This is a genomic window from Cocleimonas flava, from assembly GCF_004339015.1.
GTDB lineage: Bacteria > Pseudomonadota > Gammaproteobacteria > Thiotrichales > Thiotrichaceae > Cocleimonas > Cocleimonas flava.
In genome coordinates, this window is the sequence record NZ_SMFQ01000004.1 from 281,560 (window position 1) to 298,447 (window position 16,888).

General features: G+C 41.4%; 16 protein-coding genes. 8 read left to right on the forward strand and 8 right to left on the reverse strand.

Going from position 1 to position 16,888, the window contains the following annotated elements; all coding sequences use genetic code 11:
* Window positions 1-51 precede the first annotated feature (51 nt).
* Both EV695_RS13020 and murB read right to left on the reverse strand, forming a co-directional pair.
* The gene (locus EV695_RS13020) at window positions 52-1,026 is read right to left on the reverse strand and encodes a PhzF family isomerase (RefSeq protein WP_131906420.1); all 975 of its coding nucleotides are present in this window, start codon (window positions 1,024-1,026) and stop codon (window positions 52-54) included.
* 162 nt (window positions 1,027-1,188) lie between these two features.
* The gene (murB, locus tag EV695_RS13025) at window positions 1,189-2,202 is read right to left on the reverse strand and encodes a UDP-N-acetylmuramate dehydrogenase (RefSeq protein WP_131906421.1); all 1,014 of its coding nucleotides are present in this window, start codon (window positions 2,200-2,202) and stop codon (window positions 1,189-1,191) included.
* Between the two features lie 75 nt (window positions 2,203-2,277).
* On the opposite strand from murB, the gene EV695_RS13030 reads away from it, so the two are divergent.
* From EV695_RS13030 to EV695_RS13060, 7 genes are all read left to right on the forward strand, one after another.
* Window positions 2,278-3,525 carry an argininosuccinate synthase gene (locus EV695_RS13030; protein WP_131906422.1) on the forward strand — a complete coding sequence of 416 codons (1,248 nt, stop codon included), beginning with the start codon at window positions 2,278-2,280 and terminating at the stop codon, window positions 3,523-3,525.
* Window positions 3,526-3,561: 36 nt separating this feature from the next.
* The gene (locus EV695_RS13035) at window positions 3,562-3,768 is read left to right on the forward strand and encodes a SlyX family protein (RefSeq protein WP_131906423.1); all 207 of its coding nucleotides are present in this window, start codon (window positions 3,562-3,564) and stop codon (window positions 3,766-3,768) included.
* Between the two features lie 42 nt (window positions 3,769-3,810).
* A complete protein-coding gene (locus EV695_RS13040; protein ID WP_131906424.1) occupies window positions 3,811-4,611 on the forward strand; it encodes a class I SAM-dependent methyltransferase in 801 nt (266 codons plus the stop codon).
* 128 nt (window positions 4,612-4,739) lie between these two features.
* Entirely contained in the window at window positions 4,740-5,996 is a 1,257-nt protein-coding gene (locus EV695_RS13045; RefSeq protein WP_131906425.1) for an OmpA family protein, read from the forward strand.
* A gap of 123 nt (window positions 5,997-6,119) precedes the next feature.
* On the forward strand, window positions 6,120-6,659 hold the full coding sequence (locus EV695_RS13050) for a tetratricopeptide repeat protein (RefSeq protein ID WP_131906426.1): 540 nt from the start codon (window positions 6,120-6,122) through the stop codon (window positions 6,657-6,659).
* A 111-nt stretch (window positions 6,660-6,770) separates the two neighbouring features.
* Window positions 6,771-7,682 carry a M14 family metallopeptidase gene (locus tag EV695_RS13055; RefSeq protein WP_131906427.1) on the forward strand — a complete coding sequence of 304 codons (912 nt, stop codon included), beginning with the start codon at window positions 6,771-6,773 and terminating at the stop codon, window positions 7,680-7,682.
* Between the two features lie 190 nt (window positions 7,683-7,872).
* Window positions 7,873-8,457, forward strand: coding sequence for a Tll0287-like domain-containing protein (locus tag EV695_RS13060; RefSeq protein WP_165874708.1), 585 nt, complete (start codon window positions 7,873-7,875; stop codon window positions 8,455-8,457).
* A 148-nt stretch (window positions 8,458-8,605) separates the two neighbouring features.
* Here EV695_RS13060 and EV695_RS13065 read toward each other — a convergent pair whose 3' ends face one another.
* From EV695_RS13065 to EV695_RS13090, 6 genes are all read right to left on the reverse strand, one after another.
* Window positions 8,606-9,169 (reverse strand): YaeQ family protein, encoded by a 564-nt coding sequence (locus tag EV695_RS13065; protein ID WP_131906429.1) that lies wholly within the window; start codon window positions 9,167-9,169, stop codon window positions 8,606-8,608.
* A gap of 131 nt (window positions 9,170-9,300) precedes the next feature.
* Complete coding sequence (gene pmbA / locus EV695_RS13070) at window positions 9,301-10,647, reverse strand: metalloprotease PmbA (protein WP_131906430.1); 1,347 nt, start codon at window positions 10,645-10,647, stop codon at window positions 9,301-9,303.
* Between the two features lie 18 nt (window positions 10,648-10,665).
* A complete protein-coding gene (gene tldD / locus EV695_RS13075) occupies window positions 10,666-12,114 on the reverse strand; it encodes a metalloprotease TldD (RefSeq protein ID WP_131906431.1) in 1,449 nt (482 codons plus the stop codon).
* Window positions 12,115-12,369: 255 nt separating this feature from the next.
* Window positions 12,370-13,197, reverse strand: a complete 828-nt coding sequence (locus EV695_RS13080) for a carbon-nitrogen hydrolase family protein (RefSeq protein WP_243651605.1) — start codon at window positions 13,195-13,197, stop codon at window positions 12,370-12,372.
* A 110-nt stretch (window positions 13,198-13,307) separates the two neighbouring features.
* Entirely contained in the window at window positions 13,308-14,780 is a 1,473-nt protein-coding gene (gene thrC / locus EV695_RS13085; RefSeq protein ID WP_131906432.1) for a threonine synthase, read from the reverse strand.
* An 88-nt stretch (window positions 14,781-14,868) separates the two neighbouring features.
* Window positions 14,869-16,179 carry a homoserine dehydrogenase gene (locus tag EV695_RS13090; protein WP_131906433.1) on the reverse strand — a complete coding sequence of 437 codons (1,311 nt, stop codon included), beginning with the start codon at window positions 16,177-16,179 and terminating at the stop codon, window positions 14,869-14,871.
* A 172-nt stretch (window positions 16,180-16,351) separates the two neighbouring features.
* Here EV695_RS13090 and EV695_RS13095 point away from each other — a divergent pair, with 172 nt between their 5' ends.
* Window positions 16,352-16,723, forward strand: coding sequence for an Mth938-like domain-containing protein (locus tag EV695_RS13095; RefSeq protein ID WP_131906434.1), 372 nt, complete (start codon window positions 16,352-16,354; stop codon window positions 16,721-16,723).
* Window positions 16,724-16,888 lie beyond the last annotated feature (165 nt).

Genomic DNA, 16,888 nt, shown 5'->3' on the forward strand with positions numbered 1-16,888 from the left:
GTCACCCCCCTACTTTAAGGCACTTTTTTTATTACTCGTTAATATTACAAGTTAAACAGATATCTCTGTTTTAAACGCAATTACCGCATCACCACCGATGCGTACTTTTACTGGTAAACCGTTTTCAGAATCGACAATGACATTGACGATACCCGGTCTTCCCATCGCTTCACCCTGAATGGCTCTGAAACTGACTTGATCATCACCATTCTGATCGACTTCCAGTATTTTGTGTTTGACCAGATAAGCCCCTAAAGGACCATTTGCATTACCCGTTACCGGATCTTCATTGATACCAATTGCAGGAGCAAACATTCGCCCATGACTAATAATAGAATCATCTGTTTTATCATTCATAGCAGCATCATTCAGCGCAAACACAAAAAAACCATTTGAATTCACTGACTCACTGATTGAAGCTAACGCCGACATATTAGGAGTTAGTTCGTGTAATGTATCTTCGCTATTGATGCCGATCATTACTTTCGAATGGCCTGTTGATGACACCTGTATCGGGCAACGTTGATCTCGATCTGCTTCTGATATGCCCAAAGCGAGAAGAATATCATCATTAATTTGCTTACTAACTGTGGGTGAGATTTCAACCTCTCCCTGAGTCATCATAATACTGTAATCACCGTGGCTGTAATCACCGTGGTCCTCAGCAACAGAATAATTCTGGATTATTTCTACAGGCAGAATACCTATAGCCACTTTCTGTTTTAACACACACGAAGGTAAGTTGTTTTCCATCGCATACACATAATGCGCTGAAACAGTCGCATGCCCACAGATAGGGACTTCAGTCATCGGGGAAAAGAACCGCACCCAGATATCATGCTCTTCAGCATCACTGTTTACATCCGGAGATAAAATAAATGCGGTTTCCGAATTATTTAATTCACGCGCGATTGATTGCATTTGTTTATCACTCAAACCATCGGCATTGGCGACAACACCGGCAGGGTTGCCTTCAAATTTTGTTCTGGTGAAAGCGTCAACTTGATAGATTCGGTATGTATTCATGTTTTAAACCTTCTTATTGTTAATGTCATGTGACAAAGTCACCCTCCTATTTACCATGCGATTGCCATTTCGTTTTTTGAAATGGACAACTCATGTATGCCAGAGTTTAAAGCTAGCTTGCCGATAGGCAATACTAGGTTTTACCGTGTATAGGGGCACTTTTTATTTGATTACCCGTGGTTCAGGCTCTAAGGTAATCCCAAACTTATCCTCAACAGAAGCGATAATGTCCTCTGCAATCTGCCAAAGTTCTGTACCTGTCGCATTCCCATGATTCACCAGCACCAGCGCATGCTTATCAGAAACACCCGCATCACCGACACGATGACCTTTCCAGCCACATTGATCAATCAACCAACCTGCTGAGGTTTTCACTTCATGATTGTGATTCTGAGGAAATCCGGGTAATTCTCCATGCTCACTTTTGAGTGATTCAAACTCACTGACTTTCAGCACAGGGTTCTTAAAGAAACTTCCTGCGTTACCGATTTGTGCAGGATCGGGTAATTTACGTTGTCTTTCGGAAATGACTGCCTGGCTAATTACATCAGCAGTGAGCACTTCACCTTCGAGTGCTTCGCGTAAACCAGCGTAATTAATATGCCACTCCGGTTTTTTCGGCAAACGAAAAGTGACAGAGGTAATTAAAAGCTTATCCAAAGCCTGCGATTTAAAGAAACTCTCACGGTAACCGAATTTACAAAGCTCATTATCGAACTCGAGAATATCACCGTTATCAAGGTTTACCGCCTGTAATGAGTGCAAGGTATTAGATAATTCGACGCCGTAGGCGCCAATATTCTGGATTGGTGCGGCACCGACACAACCCGGTATCAAGGATAGATTTTCCAGCCCTGCAAAACCTTTATCTATTGTCCAGCGAACAAACTCGTGCCAGTTTTCACCACCAGCAGCTGAAACATAAACCGCTTCATCGTCTTCCTCGGCAATATCTTTACCTGATAAACAGACTTTCGCGATTAGCCCTTCAAAGTCATTTTTAAACAGTAAATTGCTGCCACCGCCCAATAATAAAGCAGGTAAATTATGCTTTGATCTCCACTCAAACAGTGCTTCGATATCCTGTAAATTTGTGATTTCACAGAGATATTTTGTATTAGCCGCGACTCCGAAAGTATTTAAGTCTTTTAAAGACACATTTTCATTAATTTTCATGACGTAGATTCTACTTTATTTCCAGTATTAGATGTATAATCTCGCGTCTTTATAGCGCCCAATATTGGATTAATTATGTCTTCAAATACTACTGCCACAAACAAACAGAACATCAAAAAGGTCGTACTTGCCTATTCAGGTGGTTTAGATACTTCAATCATCATCAAATGGTTAGAAGAAAACTACGGCTGTGAAATCGTAACATTTACCGCTGATATCGGTCAGGGTGAAGAAGTAGAACCCGCTCGCGAAAAAGCTAAAGCAGCAGGTGTTAAAGAAATTTATATTGAAGACTTACGCGAAGAATTTGTGCGTGATTTCGTATTCCCAATGTTCCGTGCGAATACTATTTATGAAGGTGAATACCTACTGGGTACATCGATTGCGCGTCCATTGATTTCAAAACGTTTAATTGAAATCGCCAACGAAACAGGTGCTGATGCGATCTCTCACGGTGCTACCGGTAAAGGTAATGACCAGGTACGTTTCGAGTTAGGTGCTTATGCGCTAAAGCCGGGTGTTGCGATTATTGCGCCTTGGCGTGAATGGGATTTGAACTCACGTGAATCACTAATGAAGTATGCTGAAGAACACGGCATCGAAATCGATTACCAGAAACAAGGCAAAAAATCGCCCTACTCAATGGATGCTAACCTACTTCATATCTCTTATGAAGGCGACATTCTTGAAGATCCATGGACTGAAGCAGAAGACGATATGTGGCGTTGGTCAGTTTCACCAGAACAAGCACCTGATGAACCAACGTACATCGAAATCGAATACAAAAAAGGCGATCCTGTTGCACTAAACGGCGAAGCATTAAGCCCAGCAACAATGCTTGAAACACTCAACAAACTGGGTGGCGATAACGGCGTGGGTCGTTTAGACATCGTTGAGAATCGTTATGTAGGCATGAAATCACGTGGCTGTTACGAAACACCGGGTGGAACCATCATGCTTAAAGGACATCGTAGCATGGAGTCTTTGACTCTGGATCGTGAAGTTGCACATCTTAAAGACAGCCTAATGCCTAAATACGCTGAGCTGATCTACAACGGTTACTGGTGGAGTCCTGAGCGTGAGATGATGCAGAAAATGATCGATGAATCTCAACAATACGTGAACGGTACAGTGCGATTGAAGCTTTATAAAGGCAGCGTGACCTGTGTTGGTCGTAAATCTGAAAATTCATTATTCGATGAAGCAATTGCTACATTCGAAGACGATGAAGGTTCTTACAATCAAGCGGATGCAGAAGGCTTTATCAAATTGAATGCATTGCGTTTAAGAATTGCTTCGCAAAAAGGTCGTAAATTACTCTAATTTTATTAGTACATTAGTTCCTTCAGGTTAACTATTTTGGAAAAACGACTAGAAAATTTGGAAATGCTGTCGATGGATCAGGAAAACACGATTGAAACTCTCAATCGTGAAGTCCACCGACAGCAGTTACAAATCAAAGCACTGGAACAACAAATAGAGATTTTGAAAACCCAGATCCAGTCAATCAACAAAGAAGATTTACTGGTTTCAGAGGAAGACGAAAACCCTCCTCCGCATTATTGATACAGTTCTATTCATCGACGTTTATACTCTTGAGCATTAACTATGAATAAAACTATCATCGCTATCACCGCTGATCGGGGCGTACCCAAGATCAAACTAGATAGGCTTTCGCAGCAGACCTCGATCCCTGTTCTGACAAAAAAAATCTCACCAGATTATCTACTTCACATCAGTACCGACCAGTTAGAACTGAGAAAGGTACCTGAAGTCACGAAGAAAAAGCCGGATAAAGCCCTTTCAATCTCCATCGACTTCGCGGCTGGTAAAACACAGCACAGACGTTTGCACGGTGGTGGCAAAGGTCAGGATATTGCGAAAGCGGTCGGCTTACAAAAAATTCAAAATCCCACGGTATTAGATTTAACTGCGGGTATGGGCGGCGATGCTTTTGTTTTAGCTTCTCTTGGTGCCGATGTTACTATGCTGGAAAGAAATCCGGTGGTGCATGCCTTGTTGAAAGATGCATTAGAAAGAGCCGCACTGGTTATGGACAGCGAATTAGAAGAAATACTCGCTAGGCTTGCGTTAGTCAATCAAGGGGCAATGGATTATCTTGAATCACTTAATGAGTCTGAATTACCAGATGTCATTTATTTTGACCCGATGTTCCCTAGCCGCAATAAAACCGCACAAGTAAAAAAGGAAATGCAGTTTTTTCACGATATCGTCGGCGATGATCAAGACAGCGAGTCAGTATTGATGCTCGCACTTTCTAAAGCCGAAAAACGTATTGTGGTTAAACGCCCAAGATTGGCCGAAAAACTCACGGAATCACTAGAGCCTGCGTTTCAAATCACCGGCAAATCGACACGATACGATATCTACCTACCTAAAAAACAGTGAGCCATTGATTATACAGCGTTTTAGATCAATTTCAGGCTTTAAAAATGAAACACCATTTATCTAGATATTAAGCTGAGGCTTATATTGCATGTTATATAATCAGGCGAAACTATCATTATTAATTCGTCATGAAAAAAACAAAAAATAAAACACTATTCTTTACCCTTACCTCCGCACTTCTACTAAACGTTGCAATATCAGCAAATACACAGGCAGAAACACCTGAATCTAAAAGTAATATGAGCGAAACGAATAAAGAAATAAGTCAGCTGTTAGCCGATGCGAGAAAGAATAATCTTTACCAACAATGTGGAAAAGAACCCTTACCTGTACAAAAAGAAGATTATAAAAAGAACTTTATGTCTTTGCGCGGTCTAACAGGTATCTATGTCAATATTGATGATATTATCAAAGGGGCAAAAACAAGAGACATTATCCTGGCTGATAACTTAAAACAAACAGTCATCGATAAATTAAAAGCCGCTGGCATGACCTTACTGAACAAAGAAGAAATAAAACTTATTCAAGGTCAGCCCGAGCTTTCTGTATTTGCCTCTTACCCTAAGCATTTGTCTAAACCCAAAGAAGGCGAACCAGCAATGCAGTTTAATAGTGCTTGTTGTTTAGCCAGTACCTGGACGTCATTTCAACAAGGTGCCAAGGTCTTACGAGACCCAACAACCAGTTTCAGATTATCAACCTGGGGCGAAGGACATAGTACGTCGGATTGTTCGAATTTAACCGAGTGGTATCAAGGTACTGTTCTTAAAACGATTGAAAACTTTATAGAAACTAAAGTTAAAGCGGACACCGAATACGAAAAAGAAAAGAAATCAGCATCGCAGAAAAAGCCCGCTGATAAACCCGAAATAAAGGATAAAAACACACATGAGAAGAAAGATACGAAAACTAAAAATGATACGAGTAAAAAAGTTGATCAAACACATAGCACCCAAAAAGCTAGTACAAGCAACAAGTTAGCAGTAAAAAATAGCGAGAAATCTTCTTGTGATATTTTAACGCCAGAATTTTTAGAACTATTCGATTCTGATGAATCAGCAATCAATGTAAAGAAAATTGCGAGCCTGGATAAAGTCATCAAAGTCATTAAAAACTGTACCCGTTATAACTTTATAATAGAGACGCATTCTGACGCGCGATCTGAAATTGAATATAACAAGAAGCTATCCATAGAACGCGCTGAAACCCTGAAAGATTATTTATACAAACAGGGTGTTCATCAATCACGTTTTACCACTAAGGCATTTGGTGAAACCAAGCCCTTATTAAAAGGTAGCAGTGATTTAGTCCATATTACTAATAGAAGGGTTGTCGTTAAACCCATTCTTATCGATGAGCCTAATAATGATAAAAAGAGTAACTAGTTTGCTTGATATCATTTTTAGGTTTCCGGATTAAAAAGGACAAAACAAAAATCATAAAAGTTGAATATCATTATTAATGGTCTATGCTTGAAATACTGTTACTGCAAAATCAAAAGAGATGATATGAGCCACTATTCACTGTTAAAACAGACTTTCTGTATTATTCTACTCAGCATAATGGCTCACGCACCTGTATTTGCCGAAAACACAATTCTGGACTCTCTGTTTAAAGATTTAAAACACGCGTCCAGTGTGGAACAGGCACGTAAGCTTGAGCAGGTAATCTGGAAACAGTGGATGATGTCAGGTGACGATAAGGTTGATGAATTGATGCAAGATGCCTTGCAGAAACGTCGTTCTTACGATTTCAACGGTGCGATAGAAGTATTGAATCAAGTCATCAAAATGAAACCTGATTATGCAGAAGGCTGGAATCAACGAGCTACTGTGTATTTCCATCAGGAAAAATACGAAAAATCATTGATAGATATTGCCAAGACGCTGGAACTCGAACCTCGTCATTTTGGTTCTCTCGCGGGTCGCGCGATCATTAGATTACGCCAGAACAAACTTTCACTAGCGATGCAGAATATTATTCATGCGTTGCAGTTTAATCCCTACCTTAAAGAAAAAGACTTCTTTCCTAATCTGACACTCACTTAATGCTAGCAATACTAGCTAGTAATTTATCTTTTTATAGGTAGAGACAGCGCTTTTTCGATTCCGTAAAATGCACTTTGAAGCTTAAACAAGAAATCATTCAAAGGTAACGCAATGAGTCACAACAGTGAACCGTCAAAAAAATGGGGGACATTAGAAAAACAACAATGGCTTTCCGAACAAAAGATCCAACGTTCTTATCAGGACTCCGTTGTTGCAAAAATTCAGCAACTCAACAATGATTTCGATATCCATCAATACGGAACTTTAGAATATCAAATTGGCAATTACCCCTTATTTGCCGTCCACTCCAAATCCCGTGACAAAAATAAACCCAATATAATGATAACGGGTGGTGTGCATGGCTATGAAACCAGCGGTGTACAAGGTGCAATACGATTTTTAGAGAAAAAGGCTTTAGACTACACCGAATATTTTAACTTTGTTGTTGCACCCTGCATCAGCCCCTGGGGTTATGAAACGATTAACCGCTGGAACCCTGAAACCGACGACCCTAACCGATCCTTTTCTTTACCAAGCCCTGCGCAAGAAGCAGCTAACATCATGGCTTATGTCGAATCATTAGACATAACATTTCTCGCACATTTAGATTTACATGAAACAACGGATACCGATAACTCAGTGTTCAGACCTGCATTAGCCGCAAGAGATGCTATTACAATGGACAACTGGGACATACCCGATGGATTTTATCTGGTGGGCGATACAGAAAACCCGGTACCCGAATTCCAGAAAGCGATTATTCAGAGCGTAGAGAAAGTCACGCATATTGCTCCCGGCGATGAAAAAGGTGAAATGATTGGAGATAAGGTAGAACAACACGGTGTGATTAATTATCAAACACGAAAGCTCGGCTTGTGCGCGGGCTTTAGTGGCACTCAATATTCATCGACGACTGAAGTGTATCCTGACAGCCCTAAAGTTGATGATGAAAACTGTATTCAGGCACAAGTTGCAGCAGTTGTAGGTGCTTTGGATTTCCTCATCAAAACTGATACCGTTTAAATAAAAAAATTTACACCCCCCACCTTTGGGGGCTTTTTTTGAAGTTATTATTTCCAATAACACTCACTCAGACACCGGCAAATGATTTTTTCAGATTGATATTTGTTAATTTCATTGAAATAAACTCTTGTTATGATCATTAATTAACTAACTAAAAATCAATTAACTAATGAACAGGTGAATGAGAATCATGAAAAAAACTATCATTATCGCAAGCTTGAGTATGATTTTCTCAGCTCAGGTTTTCGCCCAGACTGATACGGCAAAAGCTGAAAAACAAGCGGCAGTCAAAGAGGCTAAAAAGATCACTCAGGCGTTTGCGAGTGAGCTTAAAAAAGAATTGGTAACAGCCATGAAATCCGGTGGCCCTATCAATGCATTAGGCGTGTGTAACACCAAAGCAATGCCTATTACCAAACAAGCTGCAATTGATCACAAGGCATTAGTCACACGTGTCAGCCTTAACAACCGCAACCCTGAAAACATCCCCAATGCCTGGCAGAAACTTGTGCTTGAAGACTTCGATGCACGTGCAGCAAAAGGCGAAGACGTGATGAAAATGGGCTATAGCAAAATTATTGAAGAAGATGGTAAAAAGTCGCTGCGTTTTATGAAAGCATTGCCAACGGGTGAAACATGCCTGCTGTGTCATGGCAGTAAAATTGGTGCTGATGTTCAGTCTAAAATAAACGAACTGTATCCTGATGATAAAGCTGTGGGGTATGAAAAAGGACAAGTTCGCGGAGCAATTGTCGTTATTAAAGACTTAAACTAAATAACAATTTGTAACCATTCAGTTGCGTCATTTTTAATAGCCACCTCCCCACTTACAGGCACTTTTTTTAATAAAGTGCCTGTAAGTGGGGAGGTGGCTTAAATATACATAACTGATTCAAAGCCCAGATTCAGCTCGTAAAACAAGACTAAATTAACCTTTCTCGCTCGATAAGCAGATTATTTGCACCATCCGTAATCTGAAGATCACCGTCTTGTAACACACAATTTAACGACATTCTTTTATTGTTGAGTTTTTCCAATTCATTGGCATTTACCGAATACACTTCGAGATTTTTAAACCGATTCAATCTGTCTTTATTCTTCATCCACCAATCACTCGTACGGTTTTGATTATAAGAATAGACGATAACTCGTTTGGAAAGTTTGCAGGCTTTTTTGATCCGTTTAAAGTCTGGTTGACCTAAATCTATCCAGAGTTTGATTTGGTTATCCGCAGAGTGTTCGAGAAGTTCTGGCTGATCGTTATGCCATTTTTGATTTCTTACGGTGAGTTTGTCGTTAGCACTATAAATATAAGCGACAATGCGCATCATATTTTTTCGAATCGTTTCAGTTGATAGATGTGCCAGGGTAAGCTGGTGTGACTGATAGTAATGGCGATCGATATCTGCAATGCTAAGCCTAGCTTTACAGACCGTTGTAACTGGTATCAGTGTAGAAACTGTAGTGGTTGAAAACGTGCTGTTCATACATCCCCCTTTTATTATTTTTATTATTCGGGGGAATTTGTTGAACGATTCTATTATTACTTATCGAAGCTTGCTACAGGATGAACGGTACCATTCTTTTTAAAATTTCCTTATTCAGCAGTTTGCTGGTGTTAAGACCCAGCAACCACCATGCCTTCCACAAGAATAGAACCTGTTCGCGTTCCGCCACGTAAATCAACATCGGTACCGACCGCAACAATATTCTGGAACATATCTTTGAGGTTACCCGCGACGGTCACTTCTTCGACGGCAAACTGAATCTCTCCATTCTCTACCCAGAAGCCTGCTGCTCCGCGTGAATAATCACCAGTGATATTATTCACACCACTACCGATGAGTTCTGTCACAAACAAACCTGTTCCGAGCATTTTTAATAGCTCTTCAAAATCCTGACCTGTCGAATCGATGGTTAAGTTATGGGTACCACCTGAATTCGCGGTACTTTTTAAGCCTAATTGACGCGCTGAGTAACTGCTCATGATGTAGTTTTGAACAATACCATCGACAACCAAATCGCGATTACTCGTGGCTACGCCTTCTTTATCAAAATAACCACTGCCGAATCCGCGTTTGATATGCGGCTGTTCGTGTAAATGGATAAAATCAGGAAAAACCTTTTCACCAATACTGTCGAGTAGGAAAGTAGATTTACGGTATTGTGCGCCGCCGGCTATTGCACTTGTGAAATGACCAATCAGGCTGCGGGCAGTTTCAGGCGAATACAGTACATTGGTTTCGCGGGTACTGATCTGCTTACTCATTAAACGCGCCAGGGTTTTTTCTGCCGCTTTTTGACCGACTTCTTGCGCAGATTGTAACTCGGTATTCACCCTAGAGGTGCTATACCAGTAATCGCGTTGCATGGCGTCATCGCCTACTTCCTGACCGATTACCGAACAACTTAAGGTATGTCGGCTGGAAGGGGTTGTGCCCATAAAGCCATGCGAATTAGCAATCACACCAATTCCACTGTATGTGCTGAGTGCGCCGCCGTCTGAATTGATAATACGTGGATCATAATCAAACGCTGCTGCTTCACATTCCTTGGCTACTTCAATCGCTTTTTCTGCGGTTAAATCCCAAGGGTGGTATAAATCCAGATCTTTAGCATCGGTTGCCATCATATCGGCATCGGCTAAACCGGTGTATTTGTCTTCTTCGGTATATTTAGCGATATTACACGCCGCTTTTACCGTGTCTTCAATTGCTGCTGGCGATAGATCACCGGTACTCGCTGAGCCAGTATGTTTACCGATATATACCGATAAATTCAAACCCTGATCTCGATGGTATTCGAGTTTATCGACATTCGCTTTATGAATTTCTACGGATAAACCTGCGCCTTTATTCAGGCTCAGCTCTGCATCAGTAGCGCCGTATTTCTTCGCCAGTTTTAAAACGGTTTCTGCTGTTTCCTGTAGAAACGCTTCATCTTGTTTGATGTTGTTATTTGCCATATCTAATTTATCCCCGGACTAAGCGTCCGTGCCCCCTACTGTCAATCCATCAATCTTCAAGGTTGGCTGCCCAACACCTACTGGCACGCTTTGACCACCTTTGCCACAAACGCCTACGCCTCTGTCGAGCTCTAGATCGTTACCAATCATGCTGACTTTAGTCAGTACATCTGGACCGTTACCAATCAAGGTTGCACCTTTTACGGGGCGAGTCACTTTTCCATTTTCAATCAAATACGCTTCAGAAGCTGAGAATACAAATTTACCCGAGGTGATATCGACCTGACCTCCCCCGAAATTCACCGCATATAGACCTTTCTTCACCGAAGCAATAATCTCTTCAGGATCATCATTGCCAGGCAACATATAGGTGTTTGTCATACGCGGCATGGGTAAATGCGCATAAGATTCACGACGACCGTTGCCGGTTGATTCAACCCCCATCAATCTCGCATTGAGCTTGTCTTGCATATAGCCTTTCAACACGCCGTTTTCGATTAAGGTTGTGCAATTTGTTTTAGTACCTTCATCGTCGATACTTAAGGAGCCACGACGATTTTCAATGGTTCCATCATCGACTACGGTAACGCCTTTTGAAGCAACGGTTTCGCCAATACGCCCACTAAATGCTGAGGTACCTTTGCGATTGAAGTCACCTTCTAAACCGTGCCCGATGGCTTCATGCAGTAGAATTCCTGGCCAGCCTGAGCCTAATACCACGGTTTGTGCACCTGCTGGTGCATCGACCGCATCCAGATTAACCAGCGCTAATCTAACCGCTTCTTCAGCGTATTCTCGAATGCGATCTGCCTGAGTAAAGTAATCAAACCCAAAACGACCACCGCCACCCATGCCAGCGGATTCACGTTTTCCGTCTTTCTCGACAATCACGGTAATATTCATTCTGACTAATGGACGAATATCTGCACTAAGGTGGCCTTCGTTATCGGCCACTAATATGTGTTCATGTACACCCGCAATATTAGCGATAACCTGAGTCACGTACTGGCTTGCAGCACGCGCTGATTTATCGGCCAATCGTAGCAATGCTATTTTTTCATCTTCAGACATTGAAGCCAATGGATTATCAACGCCATACAATGCAGTCACTGATTTATTTTCACGTGCCTGCCATGCTTGAGTTTGCGCAGATGTACCAGAGCGACCAATTGCGGCAGCGGCTTTCGCCGATTCGGTTAAGGCTTCTATGGTAATTTCGTCTGAGTAGGCAAAACCGGTTTGCTCACCGACTACCATGCGCACACCCACACCTTGATCGATGCTGTATGAACCGTTTTTGATGATGCCTTCTTCCAGCACCCACGATTCAAAGCGGTTAGATTGAAAATAAAGATCTGCTAAATCAGCGCCTTTCAAATGTGAAAAAACATTCTCAAGATTTGACTCTGTCAGCCCTGAAGGCTCGAGTAAATGCTGTTTAGCTTGGTCTAGAATGGATGAACTCATATATACATGCTCTTTATACGGTTTTAGGTATATGCAAACACACCCCCCTACTTTGAGGCCTTTTTTTATTTAGGACTTAGTTGGGGTGTATCAACATCTGGTTATTAAGCCAATGATTTGCCGACTGACATTAACAAACAATTTTAACGATAACAGTGGTGACGGTAACGATGATCACAATAGCGGTAGTAACATTAACGGTAACAAAAATGATGGAAACTATATTGCAGTAATAATAACGAAATGGTTTCTCGCCTAGATCAGTTTAGTGTGTTTTAGCACAGGAAAACTTTCACGCAATTTTTTCTGTGCCTTTAAGTCTATATTAATGGTGATGATTCCCGAACCTTTCAAGCGTAGACCGTGAACTTGTCCCAAATAATCTACAGCCATGCTATTTCCATAGGTATGTCGACCATTCACATGATAGCCACCTTGGGCGGGTGCGATGACATAACACTGGTTTTCGATAGCGCGGGCCTTGATTAGAGGCTCCCAGTGAATTTTTCCCGTTGATTTGGCAAAAGCCGATGGGATAAGGAATATCTCAGCGCCTTGTTTGACCATTTCGCGGAATAACATAGGAAAGCGTAAGTCATAACAAATAGCCATGCCAATTTTGCCAAACGGGGTGTCGACAACAACGATGTCTTTGCCGTATTCGAAGGTATCGCTTTCTCGGTAATGTTCTTTGGTTTTATTGTTGTCGCTATTGATATCGACGTCGAATAGGTGAATTTTGTTATATCGAGCGACTATCTCGCCTTTATCGTTGAACATTAAGGAAGAAGCGCTGACTTTTTCAGAATCATCCAGCTTTAACGGAACCGATCCAGCAACAATCCAGACTTTATTATCAATAGCGCATTGGCGCATGGTATCTTGAATTGGGCCTTTACCGTAATTTTCAGCCAGATCAATATTTTCTGATTCGTGCATCGCCATCAAAGCAAAGCTCTCAGGCAAAACAACCATTTGTGCGCCTTTCTTGGCTGCTTCTCGAATCAGTCGAGTGGCTTCCATTAGGTTCGCTTTTATTTGTGGCCCTGAAGCCATTTGAACTGCTGCTATTTTAGTTAACAAATATTTTCCCTTATTGGTTTCCTTTGATGCTTTAGATAAAGACTTAGTCACCCCCCTACTTACGAGGGGTTTTATAATTGCTCAATTTACTTTAGTTTAGTCTGCTCTGATTAATCCAGAAAAGCGAGAATCTCTTTCTCGATATCCTGTTTATCAATAACAGTGCTTTGCGTAATCTCTTTATCAAACAAACTACTTATCATTCCGGGTATCTCGATATTCGCTTTGCTCGCAATGGCCTGAAGTGCTTCTTTATCGCTTCCACCGTCTTCACCCGTTAATGCATTCGCAATAGTTGGGGAAAACTTAGTCCATTCTGCGGTTGAGTAAACGATCGTTTTTAAAGGCTTATCTCGACAGGTATCGTATGTTTTAAAACAAGTCGCTGTATGAGGGTCCATTAAGTAACCTGTATCAAAAGCCTGCTTTATGTATTCCTGACCTTCTTCATTCGTACAGAAATCAGCAGAAAATACCTTTTGAATTTCAGCAAGTTCACTAGGGATCAACGCATAACGTTTATCTGTATCCAGATCTGACATTAGCTCTTTGGTACGTTCACTGCCAAATAAATCAAATAGGATACGTTCAACGTTTGATGATTTTAAAATATCCATCGCTGGCGAGCTTGTAGGTATTACAGATGAATCACTAATGTCGTAAATACCTTCATTAATTAAATGCGTTAACACATTGTTTTGATTGGAAGCGATGAGTATTTTTTCAACGGGTAATCCCATTCGCATCGCGTAATAACCACCCAGCGCATTACCGAAGTTTCCGCTTGGTACGTTGAGATAAACCTTATCACCCAGTTCAATTGCGCCCTGTCTAACCAGTTCTAAATAACTGTGAATGTGATACATCAGCTGGAAGATAATACGCCCAAAGTTGACTGAGTTTGCTGCAGATAAAGAGATGTTCTTTTCTTTCAATTTAGCATTGAATGATTCAGAACTGAGCAATAGCTTTAATGCCGATTGAGCATCGTCAAAGTCGCCATGTATTCCGATGACTTTGAGGTTTTCTGCATCTTCAGTCACCATTTGTAGACGCTGAACATCAGAAGTGCCACCATCAGGGTACAAACACGCTACACGTACATTTTTACGATTCTTAAAGGTTTCTAGTGCTGCTGGGCCAGTATCACCACTGGTCGCTGCAAGAATCAGGTATTCTTCATCACGCTTTTGCGCAATTGACGAAAGCACCACACCAAACGGTTGCAATGCCATATCTTTAAAAGCACGGGTTGGACCGTGATAAAGCTCACTCACATAAAGGTCATCTTTAACCTTCACTAATGGCGCAGGATTTTCGCTATTATCGAACTCATCATACAGATTCAATGCTGTCTCAATATCTGACTGATCGATATCGACATTAAACGCAGCCAGAATATCACGCGCTAACGCTTTATAATCTTTGTCCAGATGACTCTGTAAAAAATCAGTGCCAAGATCAGGTAAAGACTCAGGTGAATAAATCCCACCAAAAGATGACATTGGGCCGAGGATAGCTTCTGAGAAGCTCACTTCAGTGGCTCTGGTTCCATCATTTCCGCGTGTTTCTATAAATTTCATGCTGAGTTTTCTTCCTGTTTAAACGTATTTATATATTCTTACTAACCATCTGATTAGTAATAGTATTACCAATCAGATGTGGGTAGATTTAGCTTAGCGATTCAACGCGAATTCTGGTTGCTTCACCATTGATCACATCCAGTGCGGCAATCTGCTCTAAGGCACTATTCATATTGCCTTCATTGACCACATGCGTCAGCAAAATTATATCAACGTCCGTCTCGCCTTTTCTTGGCTCTTTCTGGATAAACGCTTCTATACTGATTCCTTGCTGACCTAAAACACGCGTCACTTCAGCGAGAACGCCAGCCTCATTCTTCGCAGACATGCGTAAGTAATAAGCCGTTTCAATATCATCCATACCAACAACAGGTGTGTCAGATAAAGCATCAGGCTGGAATGCCAGGTGAGGTACTCTGTTCTCAGGATCAGTTGTTAAAGCACGAGTGACATCAACAATATCAGCAATTACTGCTGATGCTGTTGCCTCATCGCCTGCACCTGCACCGTAATAAAGCGTTGCACCTACTGCATCGCCTTTTACAAGAACAGCATTCATTACGCCATCAACATTTGCGATTAAGCGTCTTTCCGGTATGAGTGTTGGATGTACACGTTGTTCGATACCTTTGTCTGTGCGTTTTGCAACACCAAGATGTTTGATGCGGTAACCCAGCTCTTCTGCGTAAGCCACGTCTTCCTGAGTGATCTTAGAGATACCTTCGGTATAGGTTTTATCAAACTGCAGTGGAATACCAAATGCGATTGATGAAAGAATACTCAATTTATGCGCAGCGTCGATACCTTCGACATCAAAGGTCGGATCCGCTTCGGCATAACCGAGTGCCTGAGCTTCGGCAAGCACATCATCAAAATCTCTGCCTTTGTCACGCATTTCAGTCAGGATGAAGTTACCTGTTCCGTTAATGATGCCCGCTAGCCATTCAACGCTGTTTGCTGATAAACCTTCACGCAATGCTTTGATGATTGGGATACCACCAGCTACTGCAGGTTCGAATGCAACGACCAAGCCTTTCTCTTGTGCTTTAGCGAAGATTTCATCGCCGTGTATGGCAATTAATGCTTTATTCGCTGTAACCACATGCTTGCCATTTTCCAGGGCTTGCATCACAAGCTCTTTAGCCGGTGAATATCCACCAATTAGCTCAACCACGATATCGATATCTGGGTCGTTTACAACTTCGTAAGCATCTTTGGTTAAACGGATATTCTCTACGCCTAATTCAGCTGCGCGTTCTGGTTCTAGGGTTGCAATAAAGTCGATTTCAATTCCGCGTCCTGCGCGTCTTGCGATTTCTTTTGCGTTTCTTTTTAGAACAGTCGCTGTACCGCCACCCACTGTTCCTAATCCCAATAATCCAACCTTTACCGCTTTCATTAGTTACCTTCATTTCGTGTCAATAATTAGACGCAGAACATTACAGTTGTGTACCTTGACTGTCAATCAGCATTCACTATGATAGGGTTAGGTTTTCCTGATATTTACAGCCTTTATTTAAGCTGTAAATATTACCATTTACTCAGCGATTAATTGACTCATCAATGCAACTATGAAATTTGCCGAAGATCACAACAGTGCGCGTTATAAAATCAGTGCTTACGATAACAATTCAGTTGCAATCAATGGCGAACCGTATATGCGTTCGCTAGTATTATCTCCCATGGAATTAATTGCAGATTGGGCACCTCAGCGCTATTCAGATTTAACAGCTGATCACCTTGAAGCGTTTTATCGTTTGAATGCAGAAATTATTATTCTGGGAACGGGTAATACCCAGATTTTTCCATCAGCCGATATTCTACGACGTTTAGCCGAGGGTAAAATCGGTTATGAAGTGATGGATACTCAAGCAGCCTGCCGTACTTTTAATATTTTAATGGCAGAAGGCAGAAACGTAGTCGCCGGATTTTTTCTTGATTAACTAAACTTTAAATAAAATAACTGGCTTAAAATAATCAATCTAAAGCTATCCCATTATTCCCACCCCCCCACTTTGGGCGACGTTTTATTTTATTGTTGTCTCACTGTAATCGTCACGCTGTTACGTATTGAAAGTGTAAATAAAAACGATTCAAATCTGTGAATC

Excerpts from the sequence above, each read along its gene's own strand:
- EV695_RS13095 (WP_131906434.1), top strand. The coding sequence starts at position 16,352 with ATGAAATTTGCCGAAGATCACAACAGTGCGCGTTATAAAATCAGTGCT.
- EV695_RS13020 (WP_131906420.1), bottom strand. The coding sequence starts at position 1,026 with ATGAATACATACCGAATCTATCAAGTTGACGCTTTCACCAGAACAAAA.
- EV695_RS13065 (WP_131906429.1), bottom strand. The coding sequence starts at position 9,169 with ATGAACAGCACGTTTTCAACCACTACAGTTTCTACACTGATACCAGTT.
- EV695_RS13040 (WP_131906424.1), top strand. The coding sequence starts at position 3,811 with ATGAATAAAACTATCATCGCTATCACCGCTGATCGGGGCGTACCCAAG.
- tldD (WP_131906431.1), bottom strand. The coding sequence starts at position 12,114 with ATGAGTTCATCCATTCTAGACCAAGCTAAACAGCATTTACTCGAGCCT.
- EV695_RS13055 (WP_131906427.1), top strand. The coding sequence starts at position 6,771 with ATGAGTCACAACAGTGAACCGTCAAAAAAATGGGGGACATTAGAAAAA.
- EV695_RS13030 (WP_131906422.1), top strand. The coding sequence starts at position 2,278 with ATGTCTTCAAATACTACTGCCACAAACAAACAGAACATCAAAAAGGTC.
- thrC (WP_131906432.1), bottom strand. The coding sequence starts at position 14,780 with ATGAAATTTATAGAAACACGCGGAAATGATGGAACCAGAGCCACTGAA.
- EV695_RS13090 (WP_131906433.1), bottom strand. The coding sequence starts at position 16,179 with ATGAAAGCGGTAAAGGTTGGATTATTGGGATTAGGAACAGTGGGTGGC.
- EV695_RS13045 (WP_131906425.1), top strand. The coding sequence starts at position 4,740 with ATGAAAAAAACAAAAAATAAAACACTATTCTTTACCCTTACCTCCGCA.
- EV695_RS13060 (WP_165874708.1), top strand. The coding sequence starts at position 7,873 with ATGAAAAAAACTATCATTATCGCAAGCTTGAGTATGATTTTCTCAGCT.
- EV695_RS13050 (WP_131906426.1), top strand. The coding sequence starts at position 6,120 with ATGAGCCACTATTCACTGTTAAAACAGACTTTCTGTATTATTCTACTC.
- murB (WP_131906421.1), bottom strand. The coding sequence starts at position 2,202 with ATGAAAATTAATGAAAATGTGTCTTTAAAAGACTTAAATACTTTCGGA.
- pmbA (WP_131906430.1), bottom strand. The coding sequence starts at position 10,647 with ATGGCAAATAACAACATCAAACAAGATGAAGCGTTTCTACAGGAAACA.